Origin of the sequence: Lysobacter sp. KIS68-7 (assembly GCF_021284745.1) — a bacterium.
Classification (GTDB): Bacteria; Pseudomonadota; Gammaproteobacteria; order Xanthomonadales; family Xanthomonadaceae; genus Noviluteimonas.
This window is the reverse complement of sequence record NZ_CP089925.1, coordinates 2,394,576-2,420,177: the sequence shown is the minus strand read 5'-3', so window position 1 is coordinate 2,420,177 and position 25,602 is coordinate 2,394,576. Positions and strand designations below refer to the sequence as shown.

Below are 25,602 nucleotides of genomic sequence, written 5' to 3'. Positions count from 1 at the left end.
GAACTCCCGTCGTTGAGCCTTCGTCAGTGTCTCAGAACCAGATGCGGACGCCCGCCACGATGCGCGTGTCGCCGGCGCCCTCGCCTGCCGATCGCCGGAAGTCCGCCGTGTCGCCGTAGGCCCGCTCGTACACCACGCCGATGTACGGCGCGAACTTCCGATCGATCTCGTAACGCAGGCGCAGGCCTGCTTCCAACGTCGACAGGCCGCTGCCGACATGCCGCTGCGGATCGTCCTTGCCGTTGAAGTTGAGTTCGACCAGGGGCTGCAGGATCAGGCGATTGGTGAACAGTGCGTCGTATTCGGCTTCCACGCGCGCGGCCGTGCGGCCCGATGCGCCGAGGTAGGCCGTCGCTTCCATCTCGATCTTGTACGGCGCCATGCCCACGATCCCGAGCGCCGCGAAGTCCTGCGACGCCCCGGGCTTGAAGTCGTGGCGCACGCCGGCGACGACATCCCACCAGCGTGCGACGGGACGACCGTAGAGCACTTCGAGGTCGGAAGACTGCGTGCGGGCATCCACGCGCTCGCCCTCACTGCGCAGCCAGAGCTTGTCGGTGTCGGTGCCGATCCACGCGCGGGCCTGCCATGCCTGGCCCGCACCGTTGTCGGCATCGAAGGCTTCGAGACGATTGAAGAGCACGAAGCTGTGCACGCTGTTGTCGTGGACAGGGTGATCGTGCGACGGCGGTCGTGCGCCTGCGCGATCGGTGTCGGTGAGTTCGGGGACCGGCGTGGCGGCGCTGGCAGGCTTTGTTGCCGGCTTCATGCCATGGTGCATGTGCTCCTGCGCGCCGGCATGGAAGGCCGTGGCCCACATTGCGATGGCAAGGATCGACGTCTTCATTCTTCGACCCTCACTTCACGCATCATCCCGGACTCCATGTGGAACAGCAGGTGGCAGTGGTAGGCCCATTGCCCGAGCGCATCGGCGCGCACCCGATAAGTGCGGCGCGTGCCCGGCGGGATGTCGATGGTGTGCTTGCGCACCTGGAACGCGCCTTGCGCGTCCTCCAGGTCGCTCCACATCCCATGCAGGTGGATGGGGTGCGTCATCATCGTGTCGTTGACCAGGACGATGCGCAGGCGTTCGCCGTAGGTCATTCGCAACGGTTCGGACTGCGAGAACTTCTCGCCGTTGAAGCCCCACGCGAAGCGCTCCATGTGCCCGGTGAGATGCAGTTCGATCTCGCGGCCCGGTTCGCGTCCATCCGGGTCGTCGAACGCGCTGTGCAACATGCCGTAGCTGAGCACGGTGCGGCCGTTGTCGCGCAGGCCGATGCCGGGGTCGTCGAGTCGCGCGGACAGCGCGGTCGCCTGCATGTCGACGAAGGGGTTGTGCGATTCGCTGGCGGGATGCGACAGCGCGCTGCCGTGGTCCATGCCCGGCATGTCGGGCATGTCGGGCATGTCGGCCATCGCGGGCATCTCGTGCTCCGCGCCGCCGTGCCCCATGTCCGCCATCATCAGGATCGCGCGGGCATCCACGTCAGGTACCGGCGCACGCAGGCCCTCGCGCACGGCTAGCGTGCCGCTCACGTAACCCGTGCGGCCCATGTCCTGCGCGAAGATGGTGAATGCGTCCTGCCCCGACGGTTCGACGATCACATCGAAAGTTTCCGCCGTCGCGATGCGGAACTCATCGACCGTCACCGGATGCACGTATTGTCCGTCGGCCGCGACGACCGTCATCTTCAGGCCCGGGATGCGGACGTCGAAATGCGTCATCGATGCGCCGTTGATGAAGCGCAGGCGGACCTTTTCGCCCGAGCGGAACAAACCCGTCCAGTTGCCGAGGCTGGTGGTGCCATTGAGCAGGTAGGTATAGGTGTTTGCGTTGACGTCCGACAAGTCGGTCGGCGTCATGCGCATGCGTCCCCACGCGGCGCGATCTTCGGCGGTGGCGCGCAGGCCATCGCGCTTCGCATCGCGGAAGAAGTCGCCGATCGTGCGCTTCCCGTAGTTGTCGTGCCCCGGCATCTTCTTCAGCCGCGCGAACAGCGCCGCAGGATCCAGGTCCGTCCAGTCGGTGAGCATCACCACGTAGTCGCGATCGAACGCGAACGGCTCGGGCGCGATCGGATCGATGATCAGCGGCCCGTACAGTCCCACCTGTTCCTGGTACGCCGAGTGGCTGTGGTACCAGTAGGTGCCCGCCTGCCGGACGTCGAATCGGTATTGGTAAGTCTCGCCCCGGCCAATGCCGTCGAAGCTGATGCCCGGCACGCCGTCCATGTTCGCGGGCAGCAGGATGCCGTGCCAATGGATCGACGTCTGCTCGCCGTGCATCGCGCCATGCGGCAATGCGTTGGACACGCGCAGGTTCACCGTGGTGCCTTCGCGCCAGCGCAGCAGCGGCGCGGGCAGCGAACCATTGACGGTGACGGCCGTGCGCGCGCGGCCGGTGAAGTTCATCGGCGTCTCGCCGATGCGCAGATCGAACTCGGTGCCCGCGAGCACCGTGGGCAGGCCTGCGGACTGCAACGCCCAGGAAGCACGCGGCCACAGACCGAGGCCCGCGATGGCCCCGCCTGCAGCGAGGCCCTGGACGAAACGACGACGCGACGGCTGCGCGAGCGCGCCGCGATGCGGAAAATCGAACGACATCGGAACTCCATCGAATGGCGATCAGGAACCGCACGCGCCAAAGCCGGCGCGCACGACCAAGCGGCGCAAATCGCGCCAGGGATCGCTTAGCCGATGGGAGGTCGAAGCAGGTTGGTTGGTGCCGGTGCGCGGTGTTGCGCGGGCGCTGGAAGTGCGGGCGCAACGGACGCGAGTTGTGCGGACAGCGTCATCGCGGGCGCAGCCACGTAGCCGGTGCCCAGGCAGTGCGACAGGCAGGTCACGTCGGTGCAGCACGAATCGCCATCGTGGGCCGGCGCGGGTGCGCGTTCATGCGTGGGCGCGGCCATCGCGTCCTCATGGCAACCGGCGGCTTGCGTTGCGGCCGTCGCCTGCGTCGCGACGTGCGTCGACGCACCCGCGAACGCACTCGCCACCCCGTTCAACACAAGGCTGGCGCACAACAGCAATCGCAGGAGCGGCAGGCAGGTTCGCACGGCCGCACTCTACCCCACGTCAGACGCGGCTGAACACCAGCGTCGCGTTGGTCCCGCCGAAGCCGAAGCTGTTGGACATGACCGTGTTCAGCGGCGCTTCGCGCATCTCGCGCAGGATCGGGAAGCCCTCCGCGCGCGGATCCAGCGTGTCGATGTTCGCCGACGCCGCCATGAACCCGCCCTGCAACATCAGCAGGCTGTAGATCGCTTCGTGCACGCTGGCCGCGCCGAGCGGATGGCCCGTGAGCCCCTTGGTCGAGGACAGCGGGGGCACCTTGCCGTCGAAGGCCTGGCGCACGGCTTCGAGCTCGACGATGTCGCCCAGCGGCGTGGAGGTGCCGTGGGTGTTGAGGTAATCGATGGTGCCGACGCCCTTGCCGTCCAGCCCCGCGAGGGCCATGCGCATGCAGCGCACCGCACCTTCGCCGTTGGGCGCGACCATGTCGGCGCCGTCTGAGGTCACGCCGTAGCCGGTCAGCTCGGCATGGATGCGCGCGCCACGCGCCTTCGCGTGTTCGTAGTCCTCCAGCACGAGCATGCCTGCGCCGGATCCGATGACGAAACCGTCGCGGTCCACGTCGTAGGGACGCGATGCGCGTTCGGGCGTGTCGTTGAAGTGCGTGGACAGCGCGCCCATCGCATCGAACTGGCAGGTCATGCCCCAGTGCAGTTCTTCGCCGCCGCCGGCGAAGACGATGTCCTGCGCGCCGTGGCGGATCAGGTCGGCCGCCGCGCCGATGCAATGCGCGGAGGTCGCGCAGGCCGCCGACAGCGAATAACTCACGCCACGAATGCCGAACGCGGTGGCGAGGTTGGCCGACACGGTGGAGCTCATCGTGCGCGGCACCATGTACGGACCGACGCGACGCACGCCCTTGTTGCGCAGCAGGTCGCTGGTTTCGGTCTGCCATTCCGGCGAACCGCCGCCGGAGCCGGCGATCAGGCCCGTGCGCGGATCGTGGACGGCCTCGTCCGACAGGCCCGCGTCCGCGATGGCATCGCGCATCGCCACGTAGGAATACGCCGCCGCATCGCCCATGAACCGCTTGAGCTTGCGATCGATCACCGCTTCCAGGTCGATATCGCAGATGCCCGCGACGTGGCTGCGCAGGTGCTCGGCTTCCTCGGGGTAGGCCCGCAAACCGCTGCGACCTTCCCGCAGCGCGCTCTGCACACTCGCCGCATCGTTGCCCAGCGGCGAGACGATGCCCATGCCCGTGACGACGACACGACGCATCAGAAACCCTCCGTCGACTGGAACAGGCCCACGCGCAGATCCTTCGCTTCGTAGATCAGACGATCATCGACATAGGTCCGGCCATCGGCCACCACAAGGCGCAGCTTGCCGCGCACGACCCGCTTCACGTCGATCTCATAACGCACGACCTTCGCGTTGGGCAGCACCTGCCCCGTGAACTTCACTTCGCCCACGCCCAGGGCGCGGCCGCGGCCGGGCTCGCCGAGCCACGGCAGGTAGAAGCCCGCGAGCTGCCACATCGCATCCAGGCCCAGGCAGCCGGGCATCACCGGGTCGCCTTCGAAATGGCATTGGAAGAACCAGAGGTCCGGACGGATGTCGAGCTCGGCCACCAGCTCGCCCTTGCCGTAGCCACCGCCGTTGTCGTTGATGCGCGTGATGCGATCGAACATGAGCATCGGCGGCGCGGGCAAACGTGCGTTGCCAGGGCCGAACATCGCGCCGTGCGCGCATTGCAGCAGCTGGTCTTTGTCGAGCGAAGAAGGGCGGGACATGGGGCTGTAGCGTCGGGGAAACGGCGTAGCTTGAACCAAAACGTGTCAAATTGGTGCCATGCGGCGGCGGATGGACCCGTCCCGGTATCATGGCGCATGAACGAAGCCGTCGAATTTTCCGATCTTTCCATGGATCCCGCGCTGCTGCGGGGCCTGGATGCCTTGGGCCACGTGCGCATGACGCCCGTGCAGGCGCGCAGCCTCCCGACCCTGCTGGAAGGCCGGGACCTGATCGCCCAGGCCCCGACCGGCAGCGGCAAAACCGCCGCCTTCGGGCTCGCGTTGCTGCATCGGCTCGCCATTGCGGAGATTCGTCTGCAGGCGCTCGTGCTCTGCCCCACCCGCGAGTTGTCCGACCAGGTCGCCAAGCAGATCCGCAAGCTCGGCATTGGCCTGCCGAACCTGAAACTGATGACGCTGACCGGCGGCGTCGCGCTCGGCCCGCAGCTGGCCTCGCTGGCGCAACACGCGCCACATGTCGTGGTCGGCACGCCCGGCCGCGTGCAGGAACTGCTGCGCAAGAAGGCGCTAGACCTGCGCGGCGTGCGCGTGCTCGTCCTGGACGAAGGCGACCGCCTGCTCGACATGGGCTTCGAAGAGCCCATCCGCGAAATCGTGAAGGCGACGCCGAAGCAGCGGCAGACGCTGCTGTTCTCCGCGACCTTTCCGGAGGCGGTTCGCGACGTGGCCCGCAGCACCACGCACGATGCCGCCGAAGTCACCGTGGAAGGCGCCGCGCACGAGGCGACGATCGAACAGCGCTTCTACGAAGTGGAGCCCGCCCTGAAGCCTGCCGCCCTCGCCGGCCTGCTGATCGACCATGGCGCCAACAGTGCGGTCGTGTTCTGCAACATGCGGCGCGATACCGAGGAAGTCGTGTCGTCGTTGGCGCACCTGGGCTTCTCCGCGCTCGCGCTGCATGGCGACATGGAACAGCGCGATCGCGACGAAGTGCTGGTGCGCTTCGCCAACCGCAGTTGCAACGTGCTGGTGGCCAGCGATGTTGCGGCGCGCGGGCTCGACATCGAGGAACTGGGGGCCGTCGTCAATTTCGATGTGCCCAATGATCCGGACACGTACGTGCATCGCATCGGTCGCACGGGTCGCGCGGGGCGCGAAGGGATTGCACTCACCTTGTGCTCGCCGCGCGAATTGCCGCGCCTGCGTGCAATCGAGGAAGCGCTGGGCCTGAAGGCCGAGTTGCGTCGCCCGACGCTCGCCGCCCTGCGCGCCAACATCGGCCCGCGCGCGACCATGGCGACGCTACGGATCGACGGCGGCAAGACGGACAAGCTGCGCCCGGGCGACATCGTGGGCGCGCTCACGGGCGATGCGGGGATCAGGAACGACGCGATCGGCAAGATCGATGTGTTCCCCACGCGCAGTTACGTCGCCATCCAGGCCGCGCACGTCGGGCAGGCGCTGGCGAAGCTGCAGCAGGGGAAGATCAAGGCGCGCAAGTTTCGGGTCAGCCGCCTGTAACGTCAACCGTGCAAGCTGACTGATTCAGTAGCGGCTGCGGGTGCGTGCACGCGACTTCGACGCGTCGCAACGTAATGGTGCGGTTCGTTTCCGCATCGAGCAGCGCACATGGCACGCGACATCCTCAAGACCCTCAAGCAGGAGCACGACCTCCTGCGCAGCCTCTTCGATGACCTGAAAGGCACGACCGATCGCGCCGTCAAAGGGCGCGCGGAATTGCTGGACAAGATCGAAGCGCACCTGATCCCGCACGCGAAGTGGGAGGAGAAGGTCTTCTATCCCGCATTCAAGGAACGCGCGGATCGCGATGGCTTGCAGACGCTGGCCGAGGCGGTGTCGGAGCACCATGCCGTCGAGCACTCGGTGATCCCGGAAGTCCATGCGGCGAATCCGGATACGCCCGAGTTCGCAGGCCGATCGAAGGTCCTCGGCGAGTTCGTCGACCACCACGCCAAGGAAGAAGAGAAGACGATGTTCCGGATGGCGCGCGAGATGTTCTCGGCCGACGAGCTTGCGCAGTTGGACGAGCAGTACGAGGAATGGAAAGCCTCGCCGGATGCCGAAAAGCTGCTGGTGGCGGAGAAGGCCAAGGCGGCGTCGCTGGGCGCGGGGCGCGTGCGGGCGAGTTGATGGCGGAAGGAGTGGGATTCGAACCCACGGTTGTCTCGCGACAACGCCGGTTTTCAAGACCGGTGCCTTAAACCGCTCGGCCATCCTTCCCCTGGGGGCGCACTTTAACGCGCCGGCGCCCAGCCGGCGCGTTCCGAAGCGTCAACGCCCGCCGCGATACAGATCGATGTCCGTCCCTTCCGGCTTCTCGACCAGCTCCAGCGCGAAGCGCCGATTGCCGTGCACCGCCATCAGGAACGCGACGTTCTTCTTCACGTCGGTGCGGTAGTCGTTGTTGTCCAGCGTGTCGCTGAACGTGTCGCTGGTGATCCGCGCCATCGCGTTCTCGGTCTGTCCCTTCGCCACCGGGATCTTGATGTCGATGGGGTCGGCGCCGTACGGCCAGATGCGGAAATGCAGCACGCCGTCGGCCTTCGCCGTGCGGTCGAAGTTGATGCGCCACGACTGTCCCGCATCTCCGGGGCGCTTGGCCATCGTGGCGCCGGGCGCCGCCGGTGCGGCCGTGCTCTGCGCCTGCGCAACGGCCAACACACCGAGCATCAATACGGTCGACAACGCTGCGGCGGCGACTCGGATCCTGGTCATCGGGACGGCTCCTGGGGGACGGACTCTGCGCGCGCACCATGCATGCGCGCGCGTCAGGGCCGCATCAACGCGCCGGGACCGCCTCGGGCGCCTTTCGGCGGGGCACGTCGGCCTTGGCCGCCTCGCCGTTACCGGGCGAAAGTCCGGGCACGGGCGGGCAATTGCGGCAATGCAGGCTCGATTCCTCGATCAGCGCCGGCATCTTCTCCGCGAGGAAGTCGATCATCGCGCGGACCGCGGGCAACAGGCCGCGGCGCGAGGCGAACACCAGGTGCGCGATGCCCAGCGGCAGGCGCCAGTTCGGCAGCACGACTTCGAGCTCGCCGTTGCGGATCGCATCGGCGCACACGTTTTCCGGCAGCATCGTGATGCCCATGCCCTGGCGCGCGAGCGCCATCAGCATGGGGAAATCGAAGCCGGACAAACGCGGCTTGAGTTCGACGCGGCGCATCTCGCCGCTCGCGTCCTGCAGGTCCCAACGCTGGCGCGCTTCGTCCTCGCTCATCGTGAGCGTGACGTGGTGGGCGAGGTCTTCGGGTTGCTTCGGCCGGCCCGCGCGATCGAGGTACTTCGGGCTCGCGACCAGCAACTCCTGGATCTGGCCGAAGGTGCGCATCACCAGGCTGCCGTCGTCGTCCAGCTTGTTGCGCACGCGGATGGCGAGGTCGAAACCTTCGTTGATCACATCCACGCGGCGGTTGCTCACGTGCAGTTGCACGCGCACTTCCGGGTACTTCGCGAGGAACTCGGGCATCAGCTTCGGGATCGTTTCCTGCGCGATGTTCACCGGGACGCTGATGCGGATCGTGCCGCGGGGTTCGGCGCTGAGGCGATCGACGACTTCGCGCGCCGCCTTGGCTTCTTCCAACATCGTCTGCGCATGGCGATGCACGGCATTGCCGACGTCGGTGACGGCGAAACGGCGCGTGGAACGCTGAAGCAGCCGCACGCCGAGTTCGTTCTCCAGCGCGCTGATGCGGCGGCTCAGCCGCGACTTCGGAATGCCGAGCGCGCGCTCGGCCGCCGCGAAGCCGCCGTTGTCGACCACGGCGGAGAAGTAATAGAGATCGTTGAGGTCCTGCATGGGGGGCTCCGGACTACTGTTGCACATGTGCAACGATCAGTGGCATTAAACCTTATTTATCCCATTACTGCAACGGCCTAAGGTACGCCCCAACGCAGCCACCGCTGCCTTCGAACGGAACCACCGGCCATGAAACTCCTTCACCTCGACTCCAGCGCCCTGGGCGCTTCTTCCGTCACCCGCGAGCTCAGCGCGGCGATTGTCGCGCGTTGGCAGGACGCTGTGCCGGGTTTGACGGTCGATTATCGCGATCTTGACACCAATCCCCTGCCCCACCTGACCGGCGGTGTGCTGGGTGGCACCGACGCCGCCGCCTCGGCCGAGAACGACGCGGCCATGGCCCAGTTCCTCGCCAGCGACGTCATCGTGATCGGCGCGCCGATGTACAACTTCGGCGTCCCCTCGACGCTGAAGGCCTGGATCGATCGCGTTGCCGTCGCCGGCAAGACCTTCCGCTACACCGAGAACGGCCCGGAAGGCCTCGCGGGCGGCAAGCGCGTGGTGATCGCCAGCGGTCGCGGCGGCATCTATGGCGACAGCAGCCCGGCGGATTTCCAGGAAGCCTACCTGCGCCAGGTGTTCGGCTTCCTCGGGATCAGCGACGTCGAGTTCGTGCGCGCCGAAGGCGTCGCGTATTCGCCGCAGCACCGCACGGACGCCCTTGCGGCGGCCCATGCGTCGATCCCGGTGGCGCTGCGCAAAGCGGCGTAAGCCACGCACCTCGAAGGACAGGACACGGGCCGCCATGTGCGGCCCGCTTCTTTTCTGGCATCGTGCGGCGCATGCGTACCGCCGCCCTCGCCGTCGCCCTCCTTGCCTGCGCCGCGTGTTCGCAGCGCGAGACCGCCGCAGAAGCCGCGCCGCCGCCGAAAAGGGAGCGCACCATCGTCACCGACTATTCGCTGCCCGCCTTCGGCGGAACGCTCGTCGGCACCGACATGGGCGAATGGATCGGCGGCCTCTCGTTCGAAGACAACACCGACACCCTGCATCCGCTGCTGCGCGAGAACGTGCACGGCATCGTCGAAACGCCCGCCGGGATCTTCGTGTTCACCGGCCTGGCGCACCTGGGCAGCAACGAAGGCAACGTGTATCGCATCGACCCGAAAGCCGATGCACCACCGCGGGCGGTGCGGGTTGCGCAGTTGAGCGGCAGCCCGACCCAGGTCGCGCGATTGCACGACGGGACGATGAGCTTCCTCGTGTACGCCGGATGGCGGGACGACCGCGAGCTCTACGAATGCTGGGGCTTCGACGGCAGGCAACTCGCGCGCTCGCGCGAATGCCTGCCACCACGCAAGCACTAGCTCAGCGGATGACGTCCGCGCCGCCCATGTACGGGCGCAGCACGGCGGGCACCGTGATCGAACCGTCCGCGTTCTGGTAGTTCTCCATCACCGCGATCAGCGCGCGGCCGACGGCCACGCCCGAACCGTTGAGCGTATGCACCGGTTCGGTCTTGCCCGTCGCCGGATTCTTCCAGCGCGCCTGCATGCGACGGGCCTGGAAGGCTTCGCAGTTCGAGCAGGAGGAGATCTCGCGATAGGTGTCCTGCGAGGGCAGCCAGACTTCGAGGTCGAAGGTCTTGGTCGCGCCGAAGCCCATGTCGCCCGTGCACAGCAGCACGCGGCGGTACGGCAGTTCGAGCTTCTCCAGCACCGTTTCCGCACAGCGCGTCATGCGCTCGTGCTCGGCGTAGGACTCCTCCGGGCGCGCGATCGACACGAGCTCGACCTTCTCGAACTGATGCTGGCGGATCATGCCGCGCGTGTCGCGGCCGTGGCTGCCGGCTTCGGCGCGGAAGCACATCGAATGCGCGGTCATGCGCAACGGCAGTCGCGCGTCGTCGACGATCTCGTCGCGCACGATGTTCGTCAGCGGCACTTCCGAGGTGGGAATCAGGTAACGGCGGCCGGTGGTGTCGTCGCCATGGATCATCGTGGCGAACAGGTCTTCTTCGAACTTCGGCAGCTGGCCCGTGCCGCGCATGCTTTCGGCGTTGACCATCAGCGGCACGTTGGTTTCTTCGTAGCCGTGTTCGTTGGTGTGCAGGTCCAGCATGAACTGCGCGAGCGCGCGGTGCAGGCGCGCGAGCGAACCACGCAGCACGGTGAATCGCGCGCCGCTGAGCTTGGCCGCGGTGTCGCCGTCCAGCCAACCGTTGCGCTGGCCGAGTTCGACATGGTCCTTCACTGCGAAATCGAACGTGCGCGGCGTGCCCCAGCGATGCTGTTCGGCGTTGTGCGCTTCGTCGTCGCCGAGCGGCACGCTGTCGTGCGGCAGGTTCGGCAGGCCCAGCGCGATGTCCTCGAGTTCGCCGCGGATGCGCTCGAGCTCGATCTCCGAGGCCTTCAGCTCGTCGCCGAAGCCCGCGACTTCCGCGAGCAGCGCCGCGACGTCTTCGCCCTTGGCCTTCGCCTGGCCGATCGCCTTGCTGCGCGTGTTGCGCAGGTTCTGCAATTCCTGCGTGCGCACCTGGATGCGCTTGCGCTCGGCTTCGAGCTGCTCCAGGTAGGCGACGGGCAGGTCGTGGCCGCGCGTGGCCTTCAGGCGCTCGGCGATTTCGGCGGGTTGGGTGCGCAACAGTTGGGGGTCGAGCATGTGGCGGCGAAGGCGATCCGATACGGGGGCTGAATTATGGCGTGCGGGGGCGCCGCGTGCCGAATTGCGCCGGGTGGATCGAATGACAGAATCGGGGCATGACGAAATCCTCTGCGCGTTCCGCCCGGGCCTCGATCACCCGGTGGGTGCCCTCCCTGCGGGGACTGCTGCTCATCCTCGCGGCCTTCGGCTTCGGCCTGCTGGCTTTCCTCCTGTGGATGGCGCAACGCCCGTCCACCACGCCACAGCAACTGGCGGCGCCCGTGGCCAACGGCGCTCCGCAGTTCGCGCCCCTGCCCGCGCCGATGGCGGGCAACAGCGACGGCGCGAGCGGGCTGGAAGAACCCGACGAAGACGCGCTGGCCGATCGCCCGCACCTGATCGAGGCCCCTCGTCCGCCGCCGGAGCCCGCGCCGCCCGCAGACGCCGCCCCCGCAGTGCCCGCGCCGACGCTGGTTTCCAGCGCGCCGACGCCCCTGTCTTCGCCCGCGCCCCGCTACCCCGACCGCTCCATGCGCCGCCGCGAAACCGGCACGGTGCGCCTGCAGGTGGAAGTGGGCGTGGATGGCGAACCGACGTCGGTGACCATCGCCTCCAGCAGCAATTCGCGCGATCTCGACCGCGCGGCGATGGATGCGGTCCGCAAGTGGCGCTTCCGCCCGGCATTGCGCGAAGGGCAGCCGGTCGTCGGCACGATCATCGTGCCGATCGAATTCAAGCTGTAAGGCTCAGGCCGCGGTGAGGCCGAAGCCGGCCTCGCGCGCGAGCGTGTCGAAGCCGGGGAACGAGGTCGCGACGTTCGCGATATCGCCGATGCGCACTTCGTCGTCGGCCACCTGGCCGGCGATCGCGAAGGCCATCGCCACGCGATGATCGCCCTGCGAGGCGACGCTACCGCCGCGAATCGGGCCGCCGCGGATCGCCGCGCCGTCCGAGGTCTCCTCCACGTCGACGCCAAGGGCGCGCAGGCCCGCGGCCATGGTCGCGATACGGTCGGATTCCTTGACTCGCAATTCCGACGCGCCGCGTACCGTCGTGGTCCCGCGCGCGCAGGCTGCTGCGACGAACAGCGCGGGGAACTCGTCGATCATGTCGGGCACGTCCTCCAGCGGCACATCGATGCCGCGCAGCGGCGCATGCGCCACGTGCAGGTCCGCCACCGCTTCGCCGCCCTGCTCGCCCGCGTCGCGAACGTCGATGTCGGCGCCCATCGCGCGCAGCACGCGCAGCAGGCCGGTGCGACGCGGGTTCATGCCCACGCGCCGCAGCACGAGCTGCGAGCCGGGCACCACGCAGGCGGCGACGACGAAGAACGCCGCCGACGAGAAGTCCGCGGGAATCGACACATCCGTCGCACGCAGCCGATGCCCGCCTTCCAGCCGCGCCATGCCCGGCGCGAAATGGATGGGCCAGCCGAAGGCGCTGAGCATGCGTTCGGTGTAATCGCGCGTGGGATGCGGCTCGTGGACGATCGTCTGCCCTTGCGCCATCAGGCCCGCCAGCAGCACGGCCGACTTCACCTGCGCGCTCGCGATCTCCGAGGAATACTCGATGCCCTGCAAGGCCTGCCCGCCGCGGATGCGCAGCGGCGGAAAGCCTGACTTGGAATCGATCGACGCGCCCATGCGCAGCAGCGGCTCGATCACGCGCTGCATCGGGCGTCGCGACAGCGACGAATCGCCGGTGAGCACCGAGTCGAACGTCTGGCCCGACAACAAGCCGGTGAGCAGGCGCATGCCCGTGCCGGCGTTGCCACAGTCGAGCATGCCGCAGGCCGGCCGCAGCCCATCGATGCCGACGCCGTGTACCACGCGCTTGCGCGGTTCCGGCGCTTCGATGCGCACGCCCAGGCGTTCGAAGATGGCGGCAGTGGCCAGTGTGTCTTCGCCTTCCAGGAAGCCATCGACGTGCGAGGTGCCGTCTGCGAGCGCGGCGAACATCACCGCGCGATGGGAGACGGACTTGTCCCCGGGGACATCCAGCGACCCTTGCAGGGCACCGCGCTTCGAAGCGATCCAGTCTTCGCGGTGCGCGTCGCGGTTCATCCCATCTCGTCCAGTGCGGCGACCAGGCGCCGGTTTTCGTCACGGTCGCCCACGGTGATGCGCAGGCAGTCGGGCAGACCATAGCCGATCATCGGGCGCAGCACGATGCCCCTTTCGAGGAGTGCGTGCTCGATCGCACTCGTGCGCGCGCCGAACTCGACGAGCAGGAAGTTGGTGCGTGAAGGATGGACGAACCAACCGCGCGCGGCGAAGGCCTCCGCCAGGCGTGCGCGTTCCTCGGCATTGCGCGCCAAGCCCCATTGCAGGTGCGCGCCATCGCCCAGCGCCGCCTCCGCCGCCGCCAACCCGGCAAGGTTGACGTTGAAGCTCTCGCGCACGCGCTCCATCACGGCGATGAGCCGCGGATCGCCGACGGCGAAGCCGATGCGCAAGCCCGCCAGGGCGTAGGCCTTGCTGAATGTGCGGGTGACGACGAGGTTCGGATGCGTTGCCAGGTAGCGCAACGCCGAGCCTGCGTCCTCGTTGAACTCCGCATAGGCCTCGTCGACCACGACGATGACGTTGCGGGGCACGCGCGCGAGGAACGCGCCGAGCGCGTCCATGCCGAACCAGGTGCCGGTCGGATTGTTCGGATTGGCGAGATAGACGAGCTTGGTGCGCGGGGTGATCGCCGCCGCGAGCGCGTCCAGGTCGTGCCCACGCGCCATGGCATCGGTGCGCGGCAATGCCGGCGCCTGCACGAGCTTCGCGCCCGCGGCCTGCGCGGCGATCGCATACACCGCGAACCCGTATTGCGAGGCGATCACTTCGTCGCCCTCGCCCGCGAACACCTGCGCGAACTGCATCAGCAACTCATGCGACCCGTTGCCCAGCAGCAGCTGTTCGACCGCCACGCCATGCAGGGCCGCCAGCGCACGCTTGAGATCGCCGCCCAGCGGGTCGGGATAGCGATGCAGGGCATGCAGGCTGTCGAGCACCGCTGCGCGCGCGGCGGGCGATGCGCCCCAAGGGTTTTCGTTCGAGCCCAGTTCGATGAGCCCGGGCCCGACGCGCCGCCGCCACGCCACCAGGTCGTGGCCCGGATCGTAGGCACGCAATCCACGGATCGCCTTGGTGGCGAGCGATTCGAAATCGGGGGCGTCGCCGACGCCTCCGCTCACGGCACCGCCACCGGATACGACCCGAGCACGGTGACGTTCTCCGCGAAGTCCTCCAGGTCCGCCAGCGCATCGCGCAAGGGCGACTCCTCGACATGCCCGCCGACATCGATGAAGAACGCGTACTGCCACAAGCCCGTGTGCGCAGGGCGCGACTCGATGCGGTTCATGCTCACGCCGCGGCGCGCGAGCGGTTCCAGCACGCGGAACAGCGCGCCGGGCTGGTCGCGCACGAACACCATCAGCGAGGTGCGGTCGTGGCCCGAAGGCGGGAACAGGTTGCGGCCGATGACGAGGAAGCGGGTGGTGTTGTCCGGCCGGTCTTCGAGCGGGCCAGCGACGATCTTCAGGCCGTACACATGCGCGGCGTTCTCGCCGGCGATGGCGGCCGAGTCGTCCGCATTGCGCGCACGTCGCGCCGCCTCGGCATTGCTGGCCAGCGGCAGCTTCTCCGCCTTCGGCAGGTGTGCGCGCAGCCAGCCGCGACATTGTGCGAGCGACAACGCATGCGAATACACGCGCTCGATGTCCTCGATGTGGCCCGAGCGCGACAGCAGGTACTGATGCACGCGCAGTTCCACTTCGCCGCAGATCTTCAGCGGCGAGGACAGGAACATGTCGAGCGTCGATTGGATCGTACCCTGCCCCGAGTTCTCCACCGGCACCACGCCGAAGTCCGCGTGGCCCGCGGCGACTTCGTCGAACACCTCCTCCACGCTCGCCAGCGGCAGCCCCTTCGCCGAATGACCGAAGTGCTTCTGCACCGCCTGCTGCGAAAACGTGCCTTCCGGGCCGAGGTAGCCGACCTTCAGCGGCTCCTGCTGCGCCAGGCAGGCCGACATGATTTCGCGGAACAGGCGCACCAGCACGTCGTCGGCGAGCGGGCCCTGGTTGCGGTCGACCACGCGGCGCAGCACCTGCGCTTCGCGCTCGGGCCGGTAGTAATCGACGGCGGCGGCCAGCTTGCCCTTCGCCTTGCCGACCTGGCGCGCCCATAGCGCGCGATCGGCGATGAGCGACTGGATCTCGCGATCGATGCCGTCGATCTGGGCGCGTACGGCGGCCAGGTCGAGCGGCGCGTCGTCGACGGGCACGGTCGACTTTGCGAGCACGGATTTGGCAGGCGCCTTCTTCGCCTTCGCAGGCGCCTTCGTGGTCTTCTCCGCGGGCTTCTTGCGCTCAGCCATGGCGCTTTGCGAACGCACGCATGAAGTCGGCCAAGGCCTGCACCCCCTGCTCCGGCATCGCGTTGTAGATCGACGCGCGCATGCCGCCGAGCACGCGATGGCCCTTGAGCGCGATCAGGCCCGCATCCTTCGCTTCGGCCAGGAAAGGTTTGTCGAGCGCCTCGTCACGCAGGAAGAACGGCACGTTCATGCGCGAGCGCACGGCCGGGTCGATGTCGTTCTTGTAGAAGCCGTTGCTATCGTCGATGGCCGCGTACAGCAACGCGGCCTTGCGCGCGTTGCGCTTGGCGAATTCGGCAACGCCGCCTTCGTCCAGCATCCACTGCACGGTCAGCCCGAGCATGTACCAGTTCCAGGTCGGCGGCGTGTTGAGCATCGACTCCGCCTTGAGCTGCGAGCGGTAATCGAAGATGTCCGCGCGCGGCTGGCCGGCGCGTTCGAGCAGGTCGCGGCGCACGATCACCACGCTGATGCCAACCGGCCCGAGGTTCTTCTGCGCACCGGCGTACAGGATCCCGAACTTCGAAATATCCAGCGGCTCGCTCGCGATCGAGGAGCTGAAGTCGGCGACCAGCGGCACGTTGCCCGTGTCCGGGATGTCGCGGAACTCGACACCGTGGATCGTTTCGTTCGCCGTGATGTGCACGTAGGCCGAATCGGCGGCGAGCTTCCAGCTGTTGCGCGCGGGAATCGTGCGGAAGCGATCGGCCTCGCTGCTGGCCGCGATGTTGGTCGCCACATACGGGCCGGCCTGCTTCAGCGCCGTCTTGCCCCAATGGCCGGTGACGACGTAATCCGCCGGTTGCCCGGGCGCGGCAAAATTCAGCGGGATCAGCGCCTGTTGCGTGGTCGCGCCGCCCTGCGTGAACAGCACCGCGTAGTCCTCCGGGATCGACAGCAGCGTGCGCAACGCACGCTCGGCATCGGCGGCCACTTCCAGGAATTCGGGGCCGCGATGGCTGATCTCGACGATCGACGCCCCGGCGTCGCGCCATTCGAGCATGTCGGACTGCGCGCGGCGCAGGACCGGTTCGGGCAGGGTTGCGGGACCGGCGCTGAAGTTCCAGGCGCGTGACATGCGGGCGTGGCTCACGATGGGGTGGCAGGCCAGTATGCACCGGCGAAATTGGAGCCGGCACTCGACCTTGTCATCCCTCCAACGCTTTCAGGCGTAACGATCAGCCAGGCGAGCCGAACAGCAGCAATGCGCTGAGCGCACCGGCGATCAGCAGGGCCGCGAGCAGCAGCCACGGCAGGCGGCGCACCGTGCCCTTGCCGGGCGTCTTGCCGATGTGCGCGTGTTCCAGGTCGATGTCGTCCGGCAGCGCGGGCGCCAGCGCATCGTGCGGCAAGGCGGGCCGTCCGGGGGCTTCGACGACGAAACGATGGTGTGCGTCGAACACGAGCTGGTCGCCCGTGCGCAGCACCGCATCGCGCCGCATTTCACCGTTGACGACCGTGGCTTCCGCGCCGGGCAGCCCGCGCATCACCACCTGGCCGCCCTGCACTTCGATGCGCGCGTGGCGTTCGGGGAAGGCCGGATCGTCGATGCGGATGTCGGCGTCCGGGCCGCGGCCGACGACGCGCGGGCGTTCGAGCGTGAAGCTGCGGCCGTGGTACTGGCCGCCCACGCCGCGCAACAACATGCGCGGATCGCCGCCGTCCTGGTTGCCGGGCGGGGGCAGCACATCGCGTTCGCGCGGCGCGCCGAGCAGGAGCAGCTCGGTGCCGTCGAGATAGATCGCATCGCCCACGCGCAGCATCGCCATGCGCTTCACCGGGCGCCCGTTGACGTGCACGGTGCGCACCGCGTTCCCGAGCTTGAGCCAGGTGCCGCGGCGGTCCACGCACAACTGCGCGAGCATGCGCGCGGTGTCTTCCACGGGCGCAAGCACGCCGTCGGCATTGCGGCCGATGCCGTGCAGGCCCGGGCCGATGGCCGCGTCGGGCGGGTTCTGGTTGGGGAAGCGCAATCGATAGGTATCCACTGCGCGGAAATCTAGCATGCGTGCACAATGCCGCCAGCCCTTCCGGAGCCCTCGCCCATGTCCCGCATCGATATTCGCCACCCGCATTCGCTCACGCCCGCCAAGGCCCGCAAGGCCGTGCAGGAGGTGGCGGACAAGCTTGGCGACCGCTTCGCGATGCAAAGCCGATGGGAAGGCGACACCCTGCACTTCACCCGCTCCGGCGTGGACGGCCACATCGCGCTGGCCCCGAACGAACTGCACGTCACCGCGCAATTGGGCTTCCTGCTTTCGGCGATGAAGGGGCCGATCGAGCACGAAATCCGCCGCGTGCTCGACGAACGCTTCGGTTGACCGTCAGGCCCTGAAAGGATCGGGATCGCCGGCCCACAGGCGCGCGGCGATCGCGCGTTCGCTGCGCTGGATGTCGGCCATGAACGCATCGACGTCCTTGACCTGGCTGAAGGCCGCGACGCCCCGCTCCAGGAATCCCTGCAGCTCCGACAGGCCCGCGGCATGCGCAGGCCCGCGCGACATGCGCATCAGCAAGCCGACACCCGGCAAGCGCAAGGCGGCGCCCAGACCGTGCCCCACCTGGAGGATCAGCGCGATCTGCTTTTCGCGCAGCAGGGGTTTGCCGACCTGCCGATACGCCTGCGCGTAGCGCGCATCGTCCAACCGCCGCCCGTTCGGTGCGAGCGCCTCCAACACCTGCGCCATGCGCAGGTCGAAGGCGTGCGTGAGCGCGCCGAGCGCGATGCCGTCGCTCACGGTGTCCAGCAGCGAAACCGGCAGCAGCCGCTGCATCGTGGGCATCACGCGGGCGATGTCGGCGTCGCGGCGGCTGAAGTCGTGGTCGCCGTACACATCGGTGAGGAAGAACCGCGCGGCCGGTGCGTGGCGTGGGTCCTTCATCAAGTGATCGAAGCTGCGCTCCAGGCGCGCGGCCTGCCAGCGGCGCAGTTCGGGCAGCCAGCGCAGTCGGTTGCGGGGTTCGCGCACCGGATCGTGCAGGGCCTGGTGGCAAGCGAGGCGGCGTTGGAGGTCGTGGCCCCGGGACATGCCGGGGATCAAAACACAAAGACGGCCCAGACCGTACACTCGCCCGACCCCTGCCCCCGGCTTCCCGATGCTGTCCCTGCACGCCGCCCAGAAACGCCCGAAGACCAAAGCTGCGCCAAAGATCGGCCTGGCGGTCGCCGGCGGCGGACCCATCGGCGGCATGTACGAGCTCGGCGCCCTGCGTGCGCTCGACGAAGCCATCGATGGCCTGGACCTCACCCGCCTGGATTGCTACGTGGGCGTGAGCTCCGGCGCCTTCCTCGCCGCGGCGCTGGCCAACCGCATGGACACCGCGGAGATGTGCCGGATCTTCATCACCGGCGACAGCGACGACGTGCAGTTCCGCCCGGAAACCTTCCTGCGCCCTGCCTTCTTCGAATACATGCGCCGCGCCGCCAGCGCCCCGCGCCTGGCGATGGAATGGTGGCGCGACATGCTGTTCGCCCGCGGCGACTCGCGCTGGTCCGACGCGATCACCCGCTTCGGCGGACTGGTGCCGACCGGCTTGTTCGACAGCACCGAAATCGAACACTTCCTGCGCGAAGTGTTCACTCGCCGCGGCCGCAGCAACGACTTCCGTACCCTGGAGGCCGACCTGTTCGTCGTCGCCGTCGAACTCGACAGCGGCAAGGTCGTGCGCTTCGGCGGCGAAGACTGGGACGACGTCCCGATCTCGAAAGCCGTGCAAGCAAGCGCCGCCCTGCCCGGCCTGTATGCACCGGTGGAAGTGCGCGGCCGCCACTTTGTCGACGGCGCGCTCCGCCGCACGATGCATGCCTCCACCGTCCTCGAGCGCGACATCGATCTGATGATCGGCCTCAATCCGCTCGTCCCCTTCGACGCGAACACCGCCCGCCGCAACCCCGAAGGCATCGAGTCCCGACTCAGCGAAGGCGGCCTGCCCGTCGTCCTCTCGCAGACCTTCCGCACGCTGCTGCAATCCCGCATGCAAGTCGGCCTGCAGCGTTACGCGCAGACTTACCCGGATGTCGACCAGCTTGTCTTCGAACCCAACAGCGACGACGGCGAATTATTCTTCACCAACGTCTTCAGCTTCGCCGCCCGCCGCCGCGTCTGCGAGATCGCCTACCGCAACACGCTCGAAGACCTGCGCAAGCGCGCACCGGATTTGCGCCCGGTGCTGAAGGCACACGGCCTGGTGCTGCGCGACGATGTGCTGGCCGACGACACGCGTTCCATCCTCGACGGCTTGCCCAAACGCCCTCGCGCCACGGAAACGACGGCTCGCTTGCGTCGCGCGTTGGATGAAGTTGACCACCTGGTCGCCAAGCAAAAAGCAGCTCGCTGACTTCGACACCAGAAAGTCCGGCACGCCCCTGGAGCAAACGCCTCGGCTTCGGAAGGACGGCCTGTCACCCGCTCGATGAGCGCGTCTGTCGGAGCGCCTCCAAGCCGCATCCATGCAACCGGAGCTCCGCCCGGGTGGCCATCCATGGCCGCCCTGCAGCCACGCTCATCGAGCGTGTGCCAGGCCTCCACCGCAGTTCACCTTCTGCGGCTTCGGTGAAGAGCTTCGAGCGCAGCGCACACAAAAATCGCGGTGAAGGACCGACACGCACTCGGTTGTCGCGACTGCAGCCCCGCCATGGATGGCGAGGCGGGCGGAGCTCCGGTTGCATGGATGCGGCTTGTAGGCGCTCCGACAGGCGCGATAACCGAGGGCGTGGCGGTCCGTCCTTCCGGAGCCGATGAAAAAGCTCTTGACGTCCCTTTACAGCCACTCGTGTGAATGCTCTAGCCAGCAAGCCGATCCTGCCTTTCACTCCTCAAACCACCGCGCCCGCGGAGGGCACATGGCCAAGCTCAAGAAGACCGCCCGCAAGAAGACCGCAGCGTCCGGCGCCGGATCCAAAGCGCATGCCGACCACCTCTCGAAATCGCTGAGCGAATCCGCACAGCAGATCTGGCTGGCCGGCGTGGGCGCCTTTGCACGCGCACAGGCCGAAGGCGGCAAGCTCTTCGAAGGCCTGGTCAAGGAAGGCCTCAACCTCGAACAGACCGCACGCAAGATCGCCGGCAACCGCGCCGACGTCGTGCGCGACGCCGTCGAAAGCCGCGTCGGCCAGGCGCGCGAACGCGCCGTGGACACCTGGGATCGCCTCGAAAAAGTGTTCGAAGATCGCGTGCAACGCGCGCTGGTGAAGCTGGGCGTGCCGAGCCGCGAAGACCTCGCCGACCTCGTGCAGCGCGTGGATGCGCTGAACGCCGAACTGCGCCGCGTCGGCGGCTCGCCCACGCGCCGGACGGCCACCGCCGCCACCAAGGCCGCGAAGGCACCGCGCAAGCGCGCCACCAAGAAAGCGACCAGGAAGCAACCGGTCGTCTGAACCAGTCAGCTTCAGGCAAGCCCGCTCCAAGGCCCGCCAGTCCCGAGCACCACCGTCAGCTCCCCTCCCCCGACGGTTCGGACTGGCGGGCCTTCTTTTGCGGCAGAGAACGCCGGGCGGTGGCGTATCATTCGCGTCCTTCGACCCAGGGCACGAGCCATTCCGCATGCTGACCGCGCTCATTCCCGCCATCGTGATCGCGGTCATCCTGGGCACCATCGGGTCGCTCTACTTCGGCAACATCCGTCGTCGACGGGACGAGGCCGAAGCGGGCATCCACGCGCTGTCGGCGATGCGCTGGCGCGAGTTCTCGCACTTCGTGCTGGATGCGATGCGCCATCGCGGCTACGACGTGCTCACCGCCAACGACGAAGCCGAACGTGGCCAGCAGACCGAGTTCCTCCTGCAGCGCAACGGTGAGCGCGCGCTGCTGAGCTGCAAGCACGGTTCGGCTTATCGCCTCACGAAACAGTCGGTCTCCGAATTCGGCGCGTCGATGAAGTTCCAGGGCGCCATCAGTGGATTGCTGGTGACGCCCGGCACCATCGAATCCGATGCGCGCAGGCCTGCCGACTCCGCCAACATCGAACTCATCGATGGCAAGGCGCTGTGGCCCGAGATCGCCCCGCTCCTGCCCCAAAGCCTCAAGGACGAAGTGCACAACGTCGCGGGCCAACGCGCGCGCCGTCAGGTGCTGATTTCGTGGTTGGGGGCCGCGGTCGCGGGCGTCGCGATCGCCTTCGTGGTGGGCGCCAGCCTCCCGCCGCCGAAAGCGAAGCCCGACGTCACCGTGCTCCGCGACGTGCCGCGCCCCGCCCAGCCCGCCACCGTCGCGGCGCCGGCGGCCGGAACCCCGGTGGGGATCAGCGCCCCGTCGACCGTGGTCGTCGCGGCCACGGAAGAAGAGGAAGACAAGCAGCGCGCGGACGTCGTGCGCATGGTCGGCACGCTTCCGGGCGTCGATCGCGCGGTGTGGACCACCAAGTCGACCTTGCAGGTCTTCGTCGACGAAACCAGCACCCAGCGCTTCGACGAGATCTGCACGGTGCTGATGCACTACGCGAACCTGCGCACCGCCCGCGTGCACCTCCAGCCGCCGGAAAACTCCCAGCAGCTGGTGCGCTTCAAACAGTGCGCGACGATGTAACTACCAGTGCACCCCGCGCATCAGCGCGGCGAACGCAATCTGCTCGTTGCTCGGTTCCAGCTCGCCCTTGAGTGCCTTCCTGTCGCCCTTGGCGGCGGCAGAATCCGGGAACAGTTCGAACGCGGTGCTCATCACCACCTCGTAGGCCTTCGGCGCCAGCGCATTGAGCACGGACGCGAAGATGCCCAGGCGGGTCGCGATGCGGCTCGGGCGCTCGATGATGCCCTTCACCACCAGGTCCGCCGCTTCGTCCGGCGTGAGCGTAGGCACGCTGTCGTACATCTTGGTCGGCGCGATCATCGGCGTCTTCACCAGCGGCATGTTGATCGTGGTGAAGCTGATGCCCTTGCCCGACAACTCGCCCTGCGCGCAGCGCGACCAGGCATCCATCGCCGCCTTCGAGGCCACGTAGGCGGAGAAACGCGGCGAATTGGCCAGCACGCCGATCGACGAGATGTTGATGATGTGCCCGCGCCGGCGATGCGTCATGGTCGGCAGCACGCCCATGATCAAACGCAGGCTGCCGAAATAGTTCAGCTGCATCGTGCGCTCGAAATCGTGGAAGCGGTCGTAGCTGAGCTCGATCGAACGACGGATCGAACGGCCCGCGTTGTTGACGAGCACGTCGACGTGGCCGTGTTCGGCCAGCACCGTCTTGACCAGCTTGTCGCAGTCGGCCATGTCCGACAGGTCGGCCGTGTAGGCGAACACCTTGCCGCCGCGCGCCTTCATGTCGTCGCGCGCCTTGAACAGCTCCGCTTCGCCGCGCGCCACGATGATCGTGATCGCCCCCGCCTCCGCCACGCGCTGCGCGGTGGACAGGCCGATGCCCGAGGAACCGCCGGTGATCAGCACCACCTTGTTGCGCACACGGCCCTTCAGCGAGCGGTCGATGAACAGATCCGGGTCGAGGTGGCGTTCCCAGTAGTCCCACAGGCGCCAGGCGTAGGTATCGAGCTTGGGCACCGAAATGCCGCTGCCTTTGAGCGCGCGCTCGGCCTCGCGGTTGTCGAAGCGCGTCGGATACGTAATGAACTTCAGCGTTTCCTTGGGGATGCGGAAATCGCGCAGCAGCATGCCGATGAAGCGTCGCACCGGCGGCAGGTTGCCCACCGCCATGCGCACGCCACCGGGCACGAAGGCGAACATGCGCGCGTCGATGCGCATGGTCATCTCCGGCGCGTGGCCGGCGCGCGCGAAGGTGTTGAGCACCTCTCCCACGCGCATGGGCTCAGGATCCGTCAGGTGGAACGTGTGGTGGTCCAGCTTCGGCTTGTGCGCGATGTGGTCCATGGCCTCGACCACGAAATCCACCGGCACGATGTTGATGCGCCCGCCCTCGATGCCGAGCGTGGGCATCCACTGCGGCAGCATTTCGCGCAGCTTCTTGATGAAGGAGAAGAAGTAGTAAGGCCCGTCGATCTTGTCCATCTCGCCGGTCTTCGAATGGCCGACGACCATGCCCGGGCGGTAGACGCGCCACTTCAGGCGCTTTTCCTTGCGCACCAGGGCCTCGGACTCGTGCTTGGTCTGCAGGTAGGGATCGTCCAGCCCTTCCGCCTCGTCGAACATGTCTTCGCGGAACACGCCCGGGTACAGGCCCGCGGCCGCGATGGACGAGGTGTGGTGGAAGATGCCCGCCCCGATGGCCGCGGCCAGGTCCAGCGCGTGCTGCGTACCTTCCACGTTGGCGATGCGCTGCGGCTCGGCCTTCGCAGTCAGGTCGTAGATGGCGGCCAGGTGGAAGAAATGTTTCACCTTGCCGTTGAGCGCGCGGACCTGCGCGGCGGACAGGCCGCACTTGGGCGAGGCCATGTCGCCCTCGACCACCACCACCCGCTTCATGTCCCAACCCATCTTTGCCGCGATGGCATCGAGCTTCTTGCGCGAATCCTTGCGCACGAGCACGTGGATGGGGCCCTTGCGCTTGAGGAGCGTGGCGACCAGGTGGCGGCCGAGGAAGCCGGTGGCTCCCGTGACGAAGTAGGTCATGTGCGTCTTGCTCCCGAGGTCCTTTCCGTTACGTTGCCAGAGGCGTGCCGGGGCCACAATTCCCCTGCGTATTGAAAACGTCGACAACGCATGCTCAGATTGCCGCCTGCCCGATGACAGGCAGCACAGCGAGGAAGCCCGCATGTCCGACCTCAAAGCCCGTTTCGAACAGGCCACCAAGGATGTCCAGGGCCTGTCCGAGCGCCCCGACAACGACACGCTGCTGCGCCTGTACGCGTTCTACAAGCAGGGCTCGGAAGGCGACGTCAGCGGGCCCAAGCCCGGTTTCTTCGATTTCGTCGGCACCGCCAAGTACGAAGCCTGGGCCAAGCTCAAGGGCACCTCGCAGGACGAGGCCATGCAGAAGTACGTGGACCTGGTCAAAAAGCTGACGGCCTGACGTGGCCCGGCAGACCCGACAGCGCATCCTCGATGCGTCGCTCGCGATGTTCAACGCGCAGGGCGAGCCGAACGTCACCACCAACCATATCGCCGACGAGCTGGAGATCAGCCCGGGCAACCTGTATTACCACTTCCGCAACAAGGACGACATCATCGAGCACCTCTTCGGGCGGTACGAAGAGCGGATCGATGCTGCGCTGGGTGCGCCGACCGATCGGTTGCCCGGGCTCGAGGACATCTGGTTGCTGCTGCACCTGGTGTTCGAGTGCATCTGGGATTATCGATTCCTGTATCGCGACCTGGCGGACATCCTCAGTCGCAATCGGCGCTTGCGGATCCGGTTTGCGCGGATCCTGCGGCGGGCGGATGAGCAGGCGCATGAGGTGATGCGTGGGTTGTCGCAGGCGGGGGTGATGCGTGCGTCTGCTGCGGAACTCGATGCGGCGGCGACCAACGTGCTGGTGATCGCGACGTTCTGGATGAATTATGCGTCGGCGCGTGGGGACAAGAACGAGCAGGTGTCGATTCGTGCGGGCATCGTGCAGGTGATGATGTTGCTGGCGCCGTTCCTGCGTGATGCAGAGCGTGTGCATCTCAATACGCTGACGCGCGCTTACATCGATTAAAAGCCTCGGCTCCGGTTGGGTCGGACCGCCACGCCCTCGGTTATCGCGCCTGTCGGAGCGCCTTCAAGCCGCATCCATGCACCCGGAGCTCCGCCCGGGTGGCCATCCATGGCCGCCCTGCAGTCGCGACAACCGAGGGCGTGCCGGTCCTTCACCGCGATTTGCCGCGACGCTGCACCTTCGAGAGATGCACCTCCGTTTCGTGGACGATGCCGACGGCAGGCGATCTCCGCTTTCGGCCAGAAGCGGACATCACAACCCGTGCATTGCGCGAACACGGTCGAAGCAAGAACCGCAGAGAATCTTGATGTTGGCGATCTTCTGGGACCGGTCGTTCCAGTCACCAGATTCGCCACCCTCCCGAATCCGCGCCTCCTCGCATGTAGAGCACCATGCGTCGCCTCGCGCCCCGTCCTCCCCACTTGCCCAAAAGAAGCCGACTCTCTCGCCGGTTTCCAAGGCCGTCGCCAAGTGTTGGCAAACGAACGTTTGCTCCTGGTCGCCGTGAACAC

25 protein-coding genes, 1 tRNA gene and 1 pseudogene are annotated in these 25,602 nt (G+C 67.4%); 11 read left to right on the top strand and 16 right to left on the bottom strand.

Annotated features, from left to right (window positions below; all coding sequences use genetic code 11):
- Positions 1–31: 31 nt before the first annotated feature.
- The 5 genes from LVB87_RS11835 to fabA all read right to left on the bottom strand — a co-directional run bounded on the left by LVB87_RS11835 (position 32) and on the right by fabA (position 4,814).
- Entirely contained in the window at positions 32–847 is an 816-nt protein-coding gene (locus LVB87_RS11835; protein WP_232898160.1) for a copper resistance protein B, read from the bottom strand.
- Positions 844–2,607 (bottom strand): copper resistance system multicopper oxidase, encoded by a 1,764-nt coding sequence (locus LVB87_RS11830; protein ID WP_232898159.1) that lies wholly within the window; start codon positions 2,605–2,607, stop codon positions 844–846. Before LVB87_RS11830 ends, LVB87_RS11835 begins: the two co-directional genes overlap by 4 nt.
- Before the next feature lie 86 nt (positions 2,608–2,693).
- On the bottom strand, positions 2,694–3,062 hold the full coding sequence (locus LVB87_RS11825) for a CopL family metal-binding regulatory protein (RefSeq protein WP_232898158.1): 369 nt from the start codon (positions 3,060–3,062) through the stop codon (positions 2,694–2,696).
- A gap of 19 nt (positions 3,063–3,081) precedes the next feature.
- Positions 3,082–4,299, bottom strand: coding sequence for a beta-ketoacyl-ACP synthase I (gene fabB, locus LVB87_RS11820; RefSeq protein ID WP_232898157.1), 1,218 nt, complete (start codon positions 4,297–4,299; stop codon positions 3,082–3,084).
- Positions 4,299–4,814, bottom strand: coding sequence for a 3-hydroxyacyl-[acyl-carrier-protein] dehydratase FabA (fabA, locus tag LVB87_RS11815; RefSeq protein ID WP_232898156.1), 516 nt, complete (start codon positions 4,812–4,814; stop codon positions 4,299–4,301). The genes fabB and fabA overlap by 1 nt, the downstream gene beginning before the upstream one ends.
- 96 nt (positions 4,815–4,910) lie before the next feature.
- On the opposite strand from fabA, the gene dbpA reads away from it, so the two are divergent.
- A complete protein-coding gene (gene dbpA / locus LVB87_RS11810; protein ID WP_232898155.1) occupies positions 4,911–6,296 on the top strand; it encodes an ATP-dependent RNA helicase DbpA in 1,386 nt (461 codons plus the stop codon).
- A 108-nt stretch (positions 6,297–6,404) separates the two neighbouring features.
- A complete protein-coding gene (locus LVB87_RS11805; RefSeq protein ID WP_232898154.1) occupies positions 6,405–6,926 on the top strand; it encodes a hemerythrin domain-containing protein in 522 nt (173 codons plus the stop codon).
- Here the strand turns inward: LVB87_RS11805 and LVB87_RS11800 are convergent.
- The 3 genes and pseudogenes from LVB87_RS11800 to LVB87_RS11790 form a co-directional block, all read right to left on the bottom strand.
- A tRNA-Ser gene (locus LVB87_RS11800) sits at positions 6,927–7,016 on the bottom strand. It lies immediately after the preceding gene.
- 51 nt (positions 7,017–7,067) lie between these two features.
- Complete coding sequence (locus LVB87_RS11795; protein ID WP_232898153.1) at positions 7,068–7,511, bottom strand: hypothetical protein; 444 nt, start codon at positions 7,509–7,511, stop codon at positions 7,068–7,070.
- A gap of 157 nt (positions 7,512–7,668) precedes the next feature.
- A pseudogene (locus LVB87_RS11790) lies at positions 7,669–8,595 on the bottom strand (LysR family transcriptional regulator); the annotation flags it as partial.
- Positions 8,596–8,724: 129 nt separating this feature from the next.
- Here LVB87_RS11790 and LVB87_RS11785 point away from each other — a divergent pair.
- Together LVB87_RS11785 and LVB87_RS11780 are read left to right on the top strand one after the other, a co-directional pair.
- Positions 8,725–9,306 carry an NAD(P)H-dependent oxidoreductase gene (locus tag LVB87_RS11785; protein WP_232898151.1) on the top strand — a complete coding sequence of 194 codons (582 nt, stop codon included), beginning with the start codon at positions 8,725–8,727 and terminating at the stop codon, positions 9,304–9,306.
- A 71-nt stretch (positions 9,307–9,377) separates the two neighbouring features.
- Positions 9,378–9,902 carry a hypothetical protein gene (locus LVB87_RS11780; protein WP_232898150.1) on the top strand — a complete coding sequence of 175 codons (525 nt, stop codon included), beginning with the start codon at positions 9,378–9,380 and terminating at the stop codon, positions 9,900–9,902.
- Between the two features lies 1 nt (position 9,903).
- Here LVB87_RS11780 and serS read toward each other — a convergent pair whose 3' ends face one another.
- Positions 9,904–11,196, bottom strand: a complete 1,293-nt coding sequence (gene serS / locus LVB87_RS11775; RefSeq protein WP_232898149.1) for a serine--tRNA ligase — start codon at positions 11,194–11,196, stop codon at positions 9,904–9,906.
- Between the two features lie 98 nt (positions 11,197–11,294).
- On the opposite strand from serS, the gene LVB87_RS11770 reads away from it, so the two are divergent.
- Complete coding sequence (locus LVB87_RS11770) at positions 11,295–11,921, top strand: energy transducer TonB (RefSeq protein WP_232898148.1); 627 nt, start codon at positions 11,295–11,297, stop codon at positions 11,919–11,921.
- A 3-nt stretch (positions 11,922–11,924) separates the two neighbouring features.
- Here LVB87_RS11770 and aroA read toward each other — a convergent pair whose 3' ends face one another.
- The 5 genes from aroA to LVB87_RS11745 form a co-directional block, all read right to left on the bottom strand.
- Positions 11,925–13,241, bottom strand: coding sequence for a 3-phosphoshikimate 1-carboxyvinyltransferase (aroA, locus tag LVB87_RS11765; protein ID WP_232898147.1), 1,317 nt, complete (start codon positions 13,239–13,241; stop codon positions 11,925–11,927).
- Positions 13,238–14,362: a histidinol-phosphate transaminase gene (gene hisC, locus LVB87_RS11760; RefSeq protein ID WP_232898146.1), complete on the bottom strand. Its 1,125-nt coding sequence runs from the start codon at positions 14,360–14,362 to the stop codon at positions 13,238–13,240. Before hisC ends, aroA begins: the two co-directional genes overlap by 4 nt.
- Positions 14,359–15,546 carry a prephenate dehydratase gene (gene pheA, locus LVB87_RS11755; protein WP_232898145.1) on the bottom strand — a complete coding sequence of 396 codons (1,188 nt, stop codon included), beginning with the start codon at positions 15,544–15,546 and terminating at the stop codon, positions 14,359–14,361. The genes hisC and pheA overlap by 4 nt, the downstream gene beginning before the upstream one ends.
- The gene (gene serC / locus LVB87_RS11750) at positions 15,539–16,624 is read right to left on the bottom strand and encodes a 3-phosphoserine/phosphohydroxythreonine transaminase (protein ID WP_232898144.1); all 1,086 of its coding nucleotides are present in this window, start codon (positions 16,622–16,624) and stop codon (positions 15,539–15,541) included. The genes pheA and serC overlap by 8 nt, the downstream gene beginning before the upstream one ends.
- 100 nt (positions 16,625–16,724) lie before the next feature.
- On the bottom strand, positions 16,725–17,552 hold the full coding sequence (locus LVB87_RS11745) for an FHA domain-containing protein (protein ID WP_232898143.1): 828 nt from the start codon (positions 17,550–17,552) through the stop codon (positions 16,725–16,727).
- Between the two features lie 39 nt (positions 17,553–17,591).
- Here LVB87_RS11745 and LVB87_RS11740 point away from each other — a divergent pair, with 39 nt between their 5' ends.
- A complete protein-coding gene (locus LVB87_RS11740) occupies positions 17,592–17,867 on the top strand; it encodes a polyhydroxyalkanoic acid system family protein (RefSeq protein WP_232898142.1) in 276 nt (91 codons plus the stop codon).
- Between the two features lie 3 nt (positions 17,868–17,870).
- Here LVB87_RS11740 and LVB87_RS11735 read toward each other — a convergent pair whose 3' ends face one another.
- Positions 17,871–18,575, bottom strand: coding sequence for a complement resistance protein TraT (locus LVB87_RS11735; RefSeq protein WP_232898141.1), 705 nt, complete (start codon positions 18,573–18,575; stop codon positions 17,871–17,873).
- Between the two features lie 67 nt (positions 18,576–18,642).
- Here LVB87_RS11735 and LVB87_RS11730 point away from each other — a divergent pair, with 67 nt between their 5' ends.
- The 3 genes from LVB87_RS11730 to LVB87_RS11720 all read left to right on the top strand — a co-directional run bounded on the left by LVB87_RS11730 (position 18,643) and on the right by LVB87_RS11720 (position 22,070).
- A complete protein-coding gene (locus LVB87_RS11730; protein WP_232898140.1) occupies positions 18,643–19,884 on the top strand; it encodes a patatin-like phospholipase family protein in 1,242 nt (413 codons plus the stop codon).
- A gap of 505 nt (positions 19,885–20,389) precedes the next feature.
- Positions 20,390–20,923, top strand: coding sequence for a phasin family protein (locus tag LVB87_RS11725; RefSeq protein ID WP_232898139.1), 534 nt, complete (start codon positions 20,390–20,392; stop codon positions 20,921–20,923).
- 166 nt (positions 20,924–21,089) lie between these two features.
- Positions 21,090–22,070 (top strand): restriction endonuclease, encoded by a 981-nt coding sequence (locus tag LVB87_RS11720; RefSeq protein WP_232898138.1) that lies wholly within the window; start codon positions 21,090–21,092, stop codon positions 22,068–22,070.
- On the opposite strand, the gene LVB87_RS11715 is transcribed toward LVB87_RS11720, so the two are convergent.
- Positions 22,071–24,062: an SDR family oxidoreductase gene (locus LVB87_RS11715; protein WP_232898137.1), complete on the bottom strand. Its 1,992-nt coding sequence runs from the start codon at positions 24,060–24,062 to the stop codon at positions 22,071–22,073.
- 142 nt (positions 24,063–24,204) lie between these two features.
- Here LVB87_RS11715 and LVB87_RS11710 point away from each other — a divergent pair, with 142 nt between their 5' ends.
- Both LVB87_RS11710 and LVB87_RS11705 read left to right on the top strand, forming a co-directional pair.
- On the top strand, positions 24,205–24,462 hold the full coding sequence (locus tag LVB87_RS11710; RefSeq protein WP_232898136.1) for an acyl-CoA-binding protein: 258 nt from the start codon (positions 24,205–24,207) through the stop codon (positions 24,460–24,462).
- A 1-nt stretch (position 24,463) separates the two neighbouring features.
- Positions 24,464–25,090, top strand: coding sequence for a TetR/AcrR family transcriptional regulator (locus tag LVB87_RS11705; protein WP_232898135.1), 627 nt, complete (start codon positions 24,464–24,466; stop codon positions 25,088–25,090).
- Positions 25,091–25,602: the final 512 nt, after the last annotated feature.

Bases quoted from the DNA above. Each gene is read 5' to 3' on its own strand.
- LVB87_RS11710 (WP_232898136.1), top strand. From the start codon at position 24,205: ATGTCCGACCTCAAAGCCCGTTTCGAACAGGCCACCAAGGATGTCCAG.
- LVB87_RS11720 (WP_232898138.1), top strand. From the start codon at position 21,090: ATGCTGACCGCGCTCATTCCCGCCATCGTGATCGCGGTCATCCTGGGC.
- LVB87_RS11730 (WP_232898140.1), top strand. From the start codon at position 18,643: ATGCTGTCCCTGCACGCCGCCCAGAAACGCCCGAAGACCAAAGCTGCG.
- LVB87_RS11735 (WP_232898141.1), bottom strand. From the start codon at position 18,575: ATGTCCCGGGGCCACGACCTCCAACGCCGCCTCGCTTGCCACCAGGCC.
- LVB87_RS11785 (WP_232898151.1), top strand. From the start codon at position 8,725: ATGAAACTCCTTCACCTCGACTCCAGCGCCCTGGGCGCTTCTTCCGTC.
- LVB87_RS11745 (WP_232898143.1), bottom strand. From the start codon at position 17,552: ATGCTAGATTTCCGCGCAGTGGATACCTATCGATTGCGCTTCCCCAAC.
- LVB87_RS11795 (WP_232898153.1), bottom strand. From the start codon at position 7,511: ATGACCAGGATCCGAGTCGCCGCCGCAGCGTTGTCGACCGTATTGATG.
- pheA (WP_232898145.1), bottom strand. From the start codon at position 15,546: ATGGCTGAGCGCAAGAAGCCCGCGGAGAAGACCACGAAGGCGCCTGCG.
- LVB87_RS11830 (WP_232898159.1), bottom strand. From the start codon at position 2,607: ATGTCGTTCGATTTTCCGCATCGCGGCGCGCTCGCGCAGCCGTCGCGT.
- LVB87_RS11780 (WP_232898150.1), top strand. From the start codon at position 9,378: ATGCGTACCGCCGCCCTCGCCGTCGCCCTCCTTGCCTGCGCCGCGTGT.
- LVB87_RS11715 (WP_232898137.1), bottom strand. From the start codon at position 24,062: ATGACCTACTTCGTCACGGGAGCCACCGGCTTCCTCGGCCGCCACCTG.
- LVB87_RS11835 (WP_232898160.1), bottom strand. From the start codon at position 847: ATGAAGACGTCGATCCTTGCCATCGCAATGTGGGCCACGGCCTTCCAT.
- serC (WP_232898144.1), bottom strand. From the start codon at position 16,624: ATGTCACGCGCCTGGAACTTCAGCGCCGGTCCCGCAACCCTGCCCGAA.
- fabB (WP_232898157.1), bottom strand. From the start codon at position 4,299: ATGCGTCGTGTCGTCGTCACGGGCATGGGCATCGTCTCGCCGCTGGGC.
- LVB87_RS11725 (WP_232898139.1), top strand. From the start codon at position 20,390: ATGGCCAAGCTCAAGAAGACCGCCCGCAAGAAGACCGCAGCGTCCGGC.
- dbpA (WP_232898155.1), top strand. From the start codon at position 4,911: ATGAACGAAGCCGTCGAATTTTCCGATCTTTCCATGGATCCCGCGCTG.
- serS (WP_232898149.1), bottom strand. From the start codon at position 11,196: ATGCTCGACCCCCAACTGTTGCGCACCCAACCCGCCGAAATCGCCGAG.
- fabA (WP_232898156.1), bottom strand. From the start codon at position 4,814: ATGTCCCGCCCTTCTTCGCTCGACAAAGACCAGCTGCTGCAATGCGCG.
- LVB87_RS11770 (WP_232898148.1), top strand. From the start codon at position 11,295: ATGACGAAATCCTCTGCGCGTTCCGCCCGGGCCTCGATCACCCGGTGG.
- LVB87_RS11740 (WP_232898142.1), top strand. From the start codon at position 17,592: ATGTCCCGCATCGATATTCGCCACCCGCATTCGCTCACGCCCGCCAAG.
- LVB87_RS11805 (WP_232898154.1), top strand. From the start codon at position 6,405: ATGGCACGCGACATCCTCAAGACCCTCAAGCAGGAGCACGACCTCCTG.
- aroA (WP_232898147.1), bottom strand. From the start codon at position 13,241: ATGAACCGCGACGCGCACCGCGAAGACTGGATCGCTTCGAAGCGCGGT.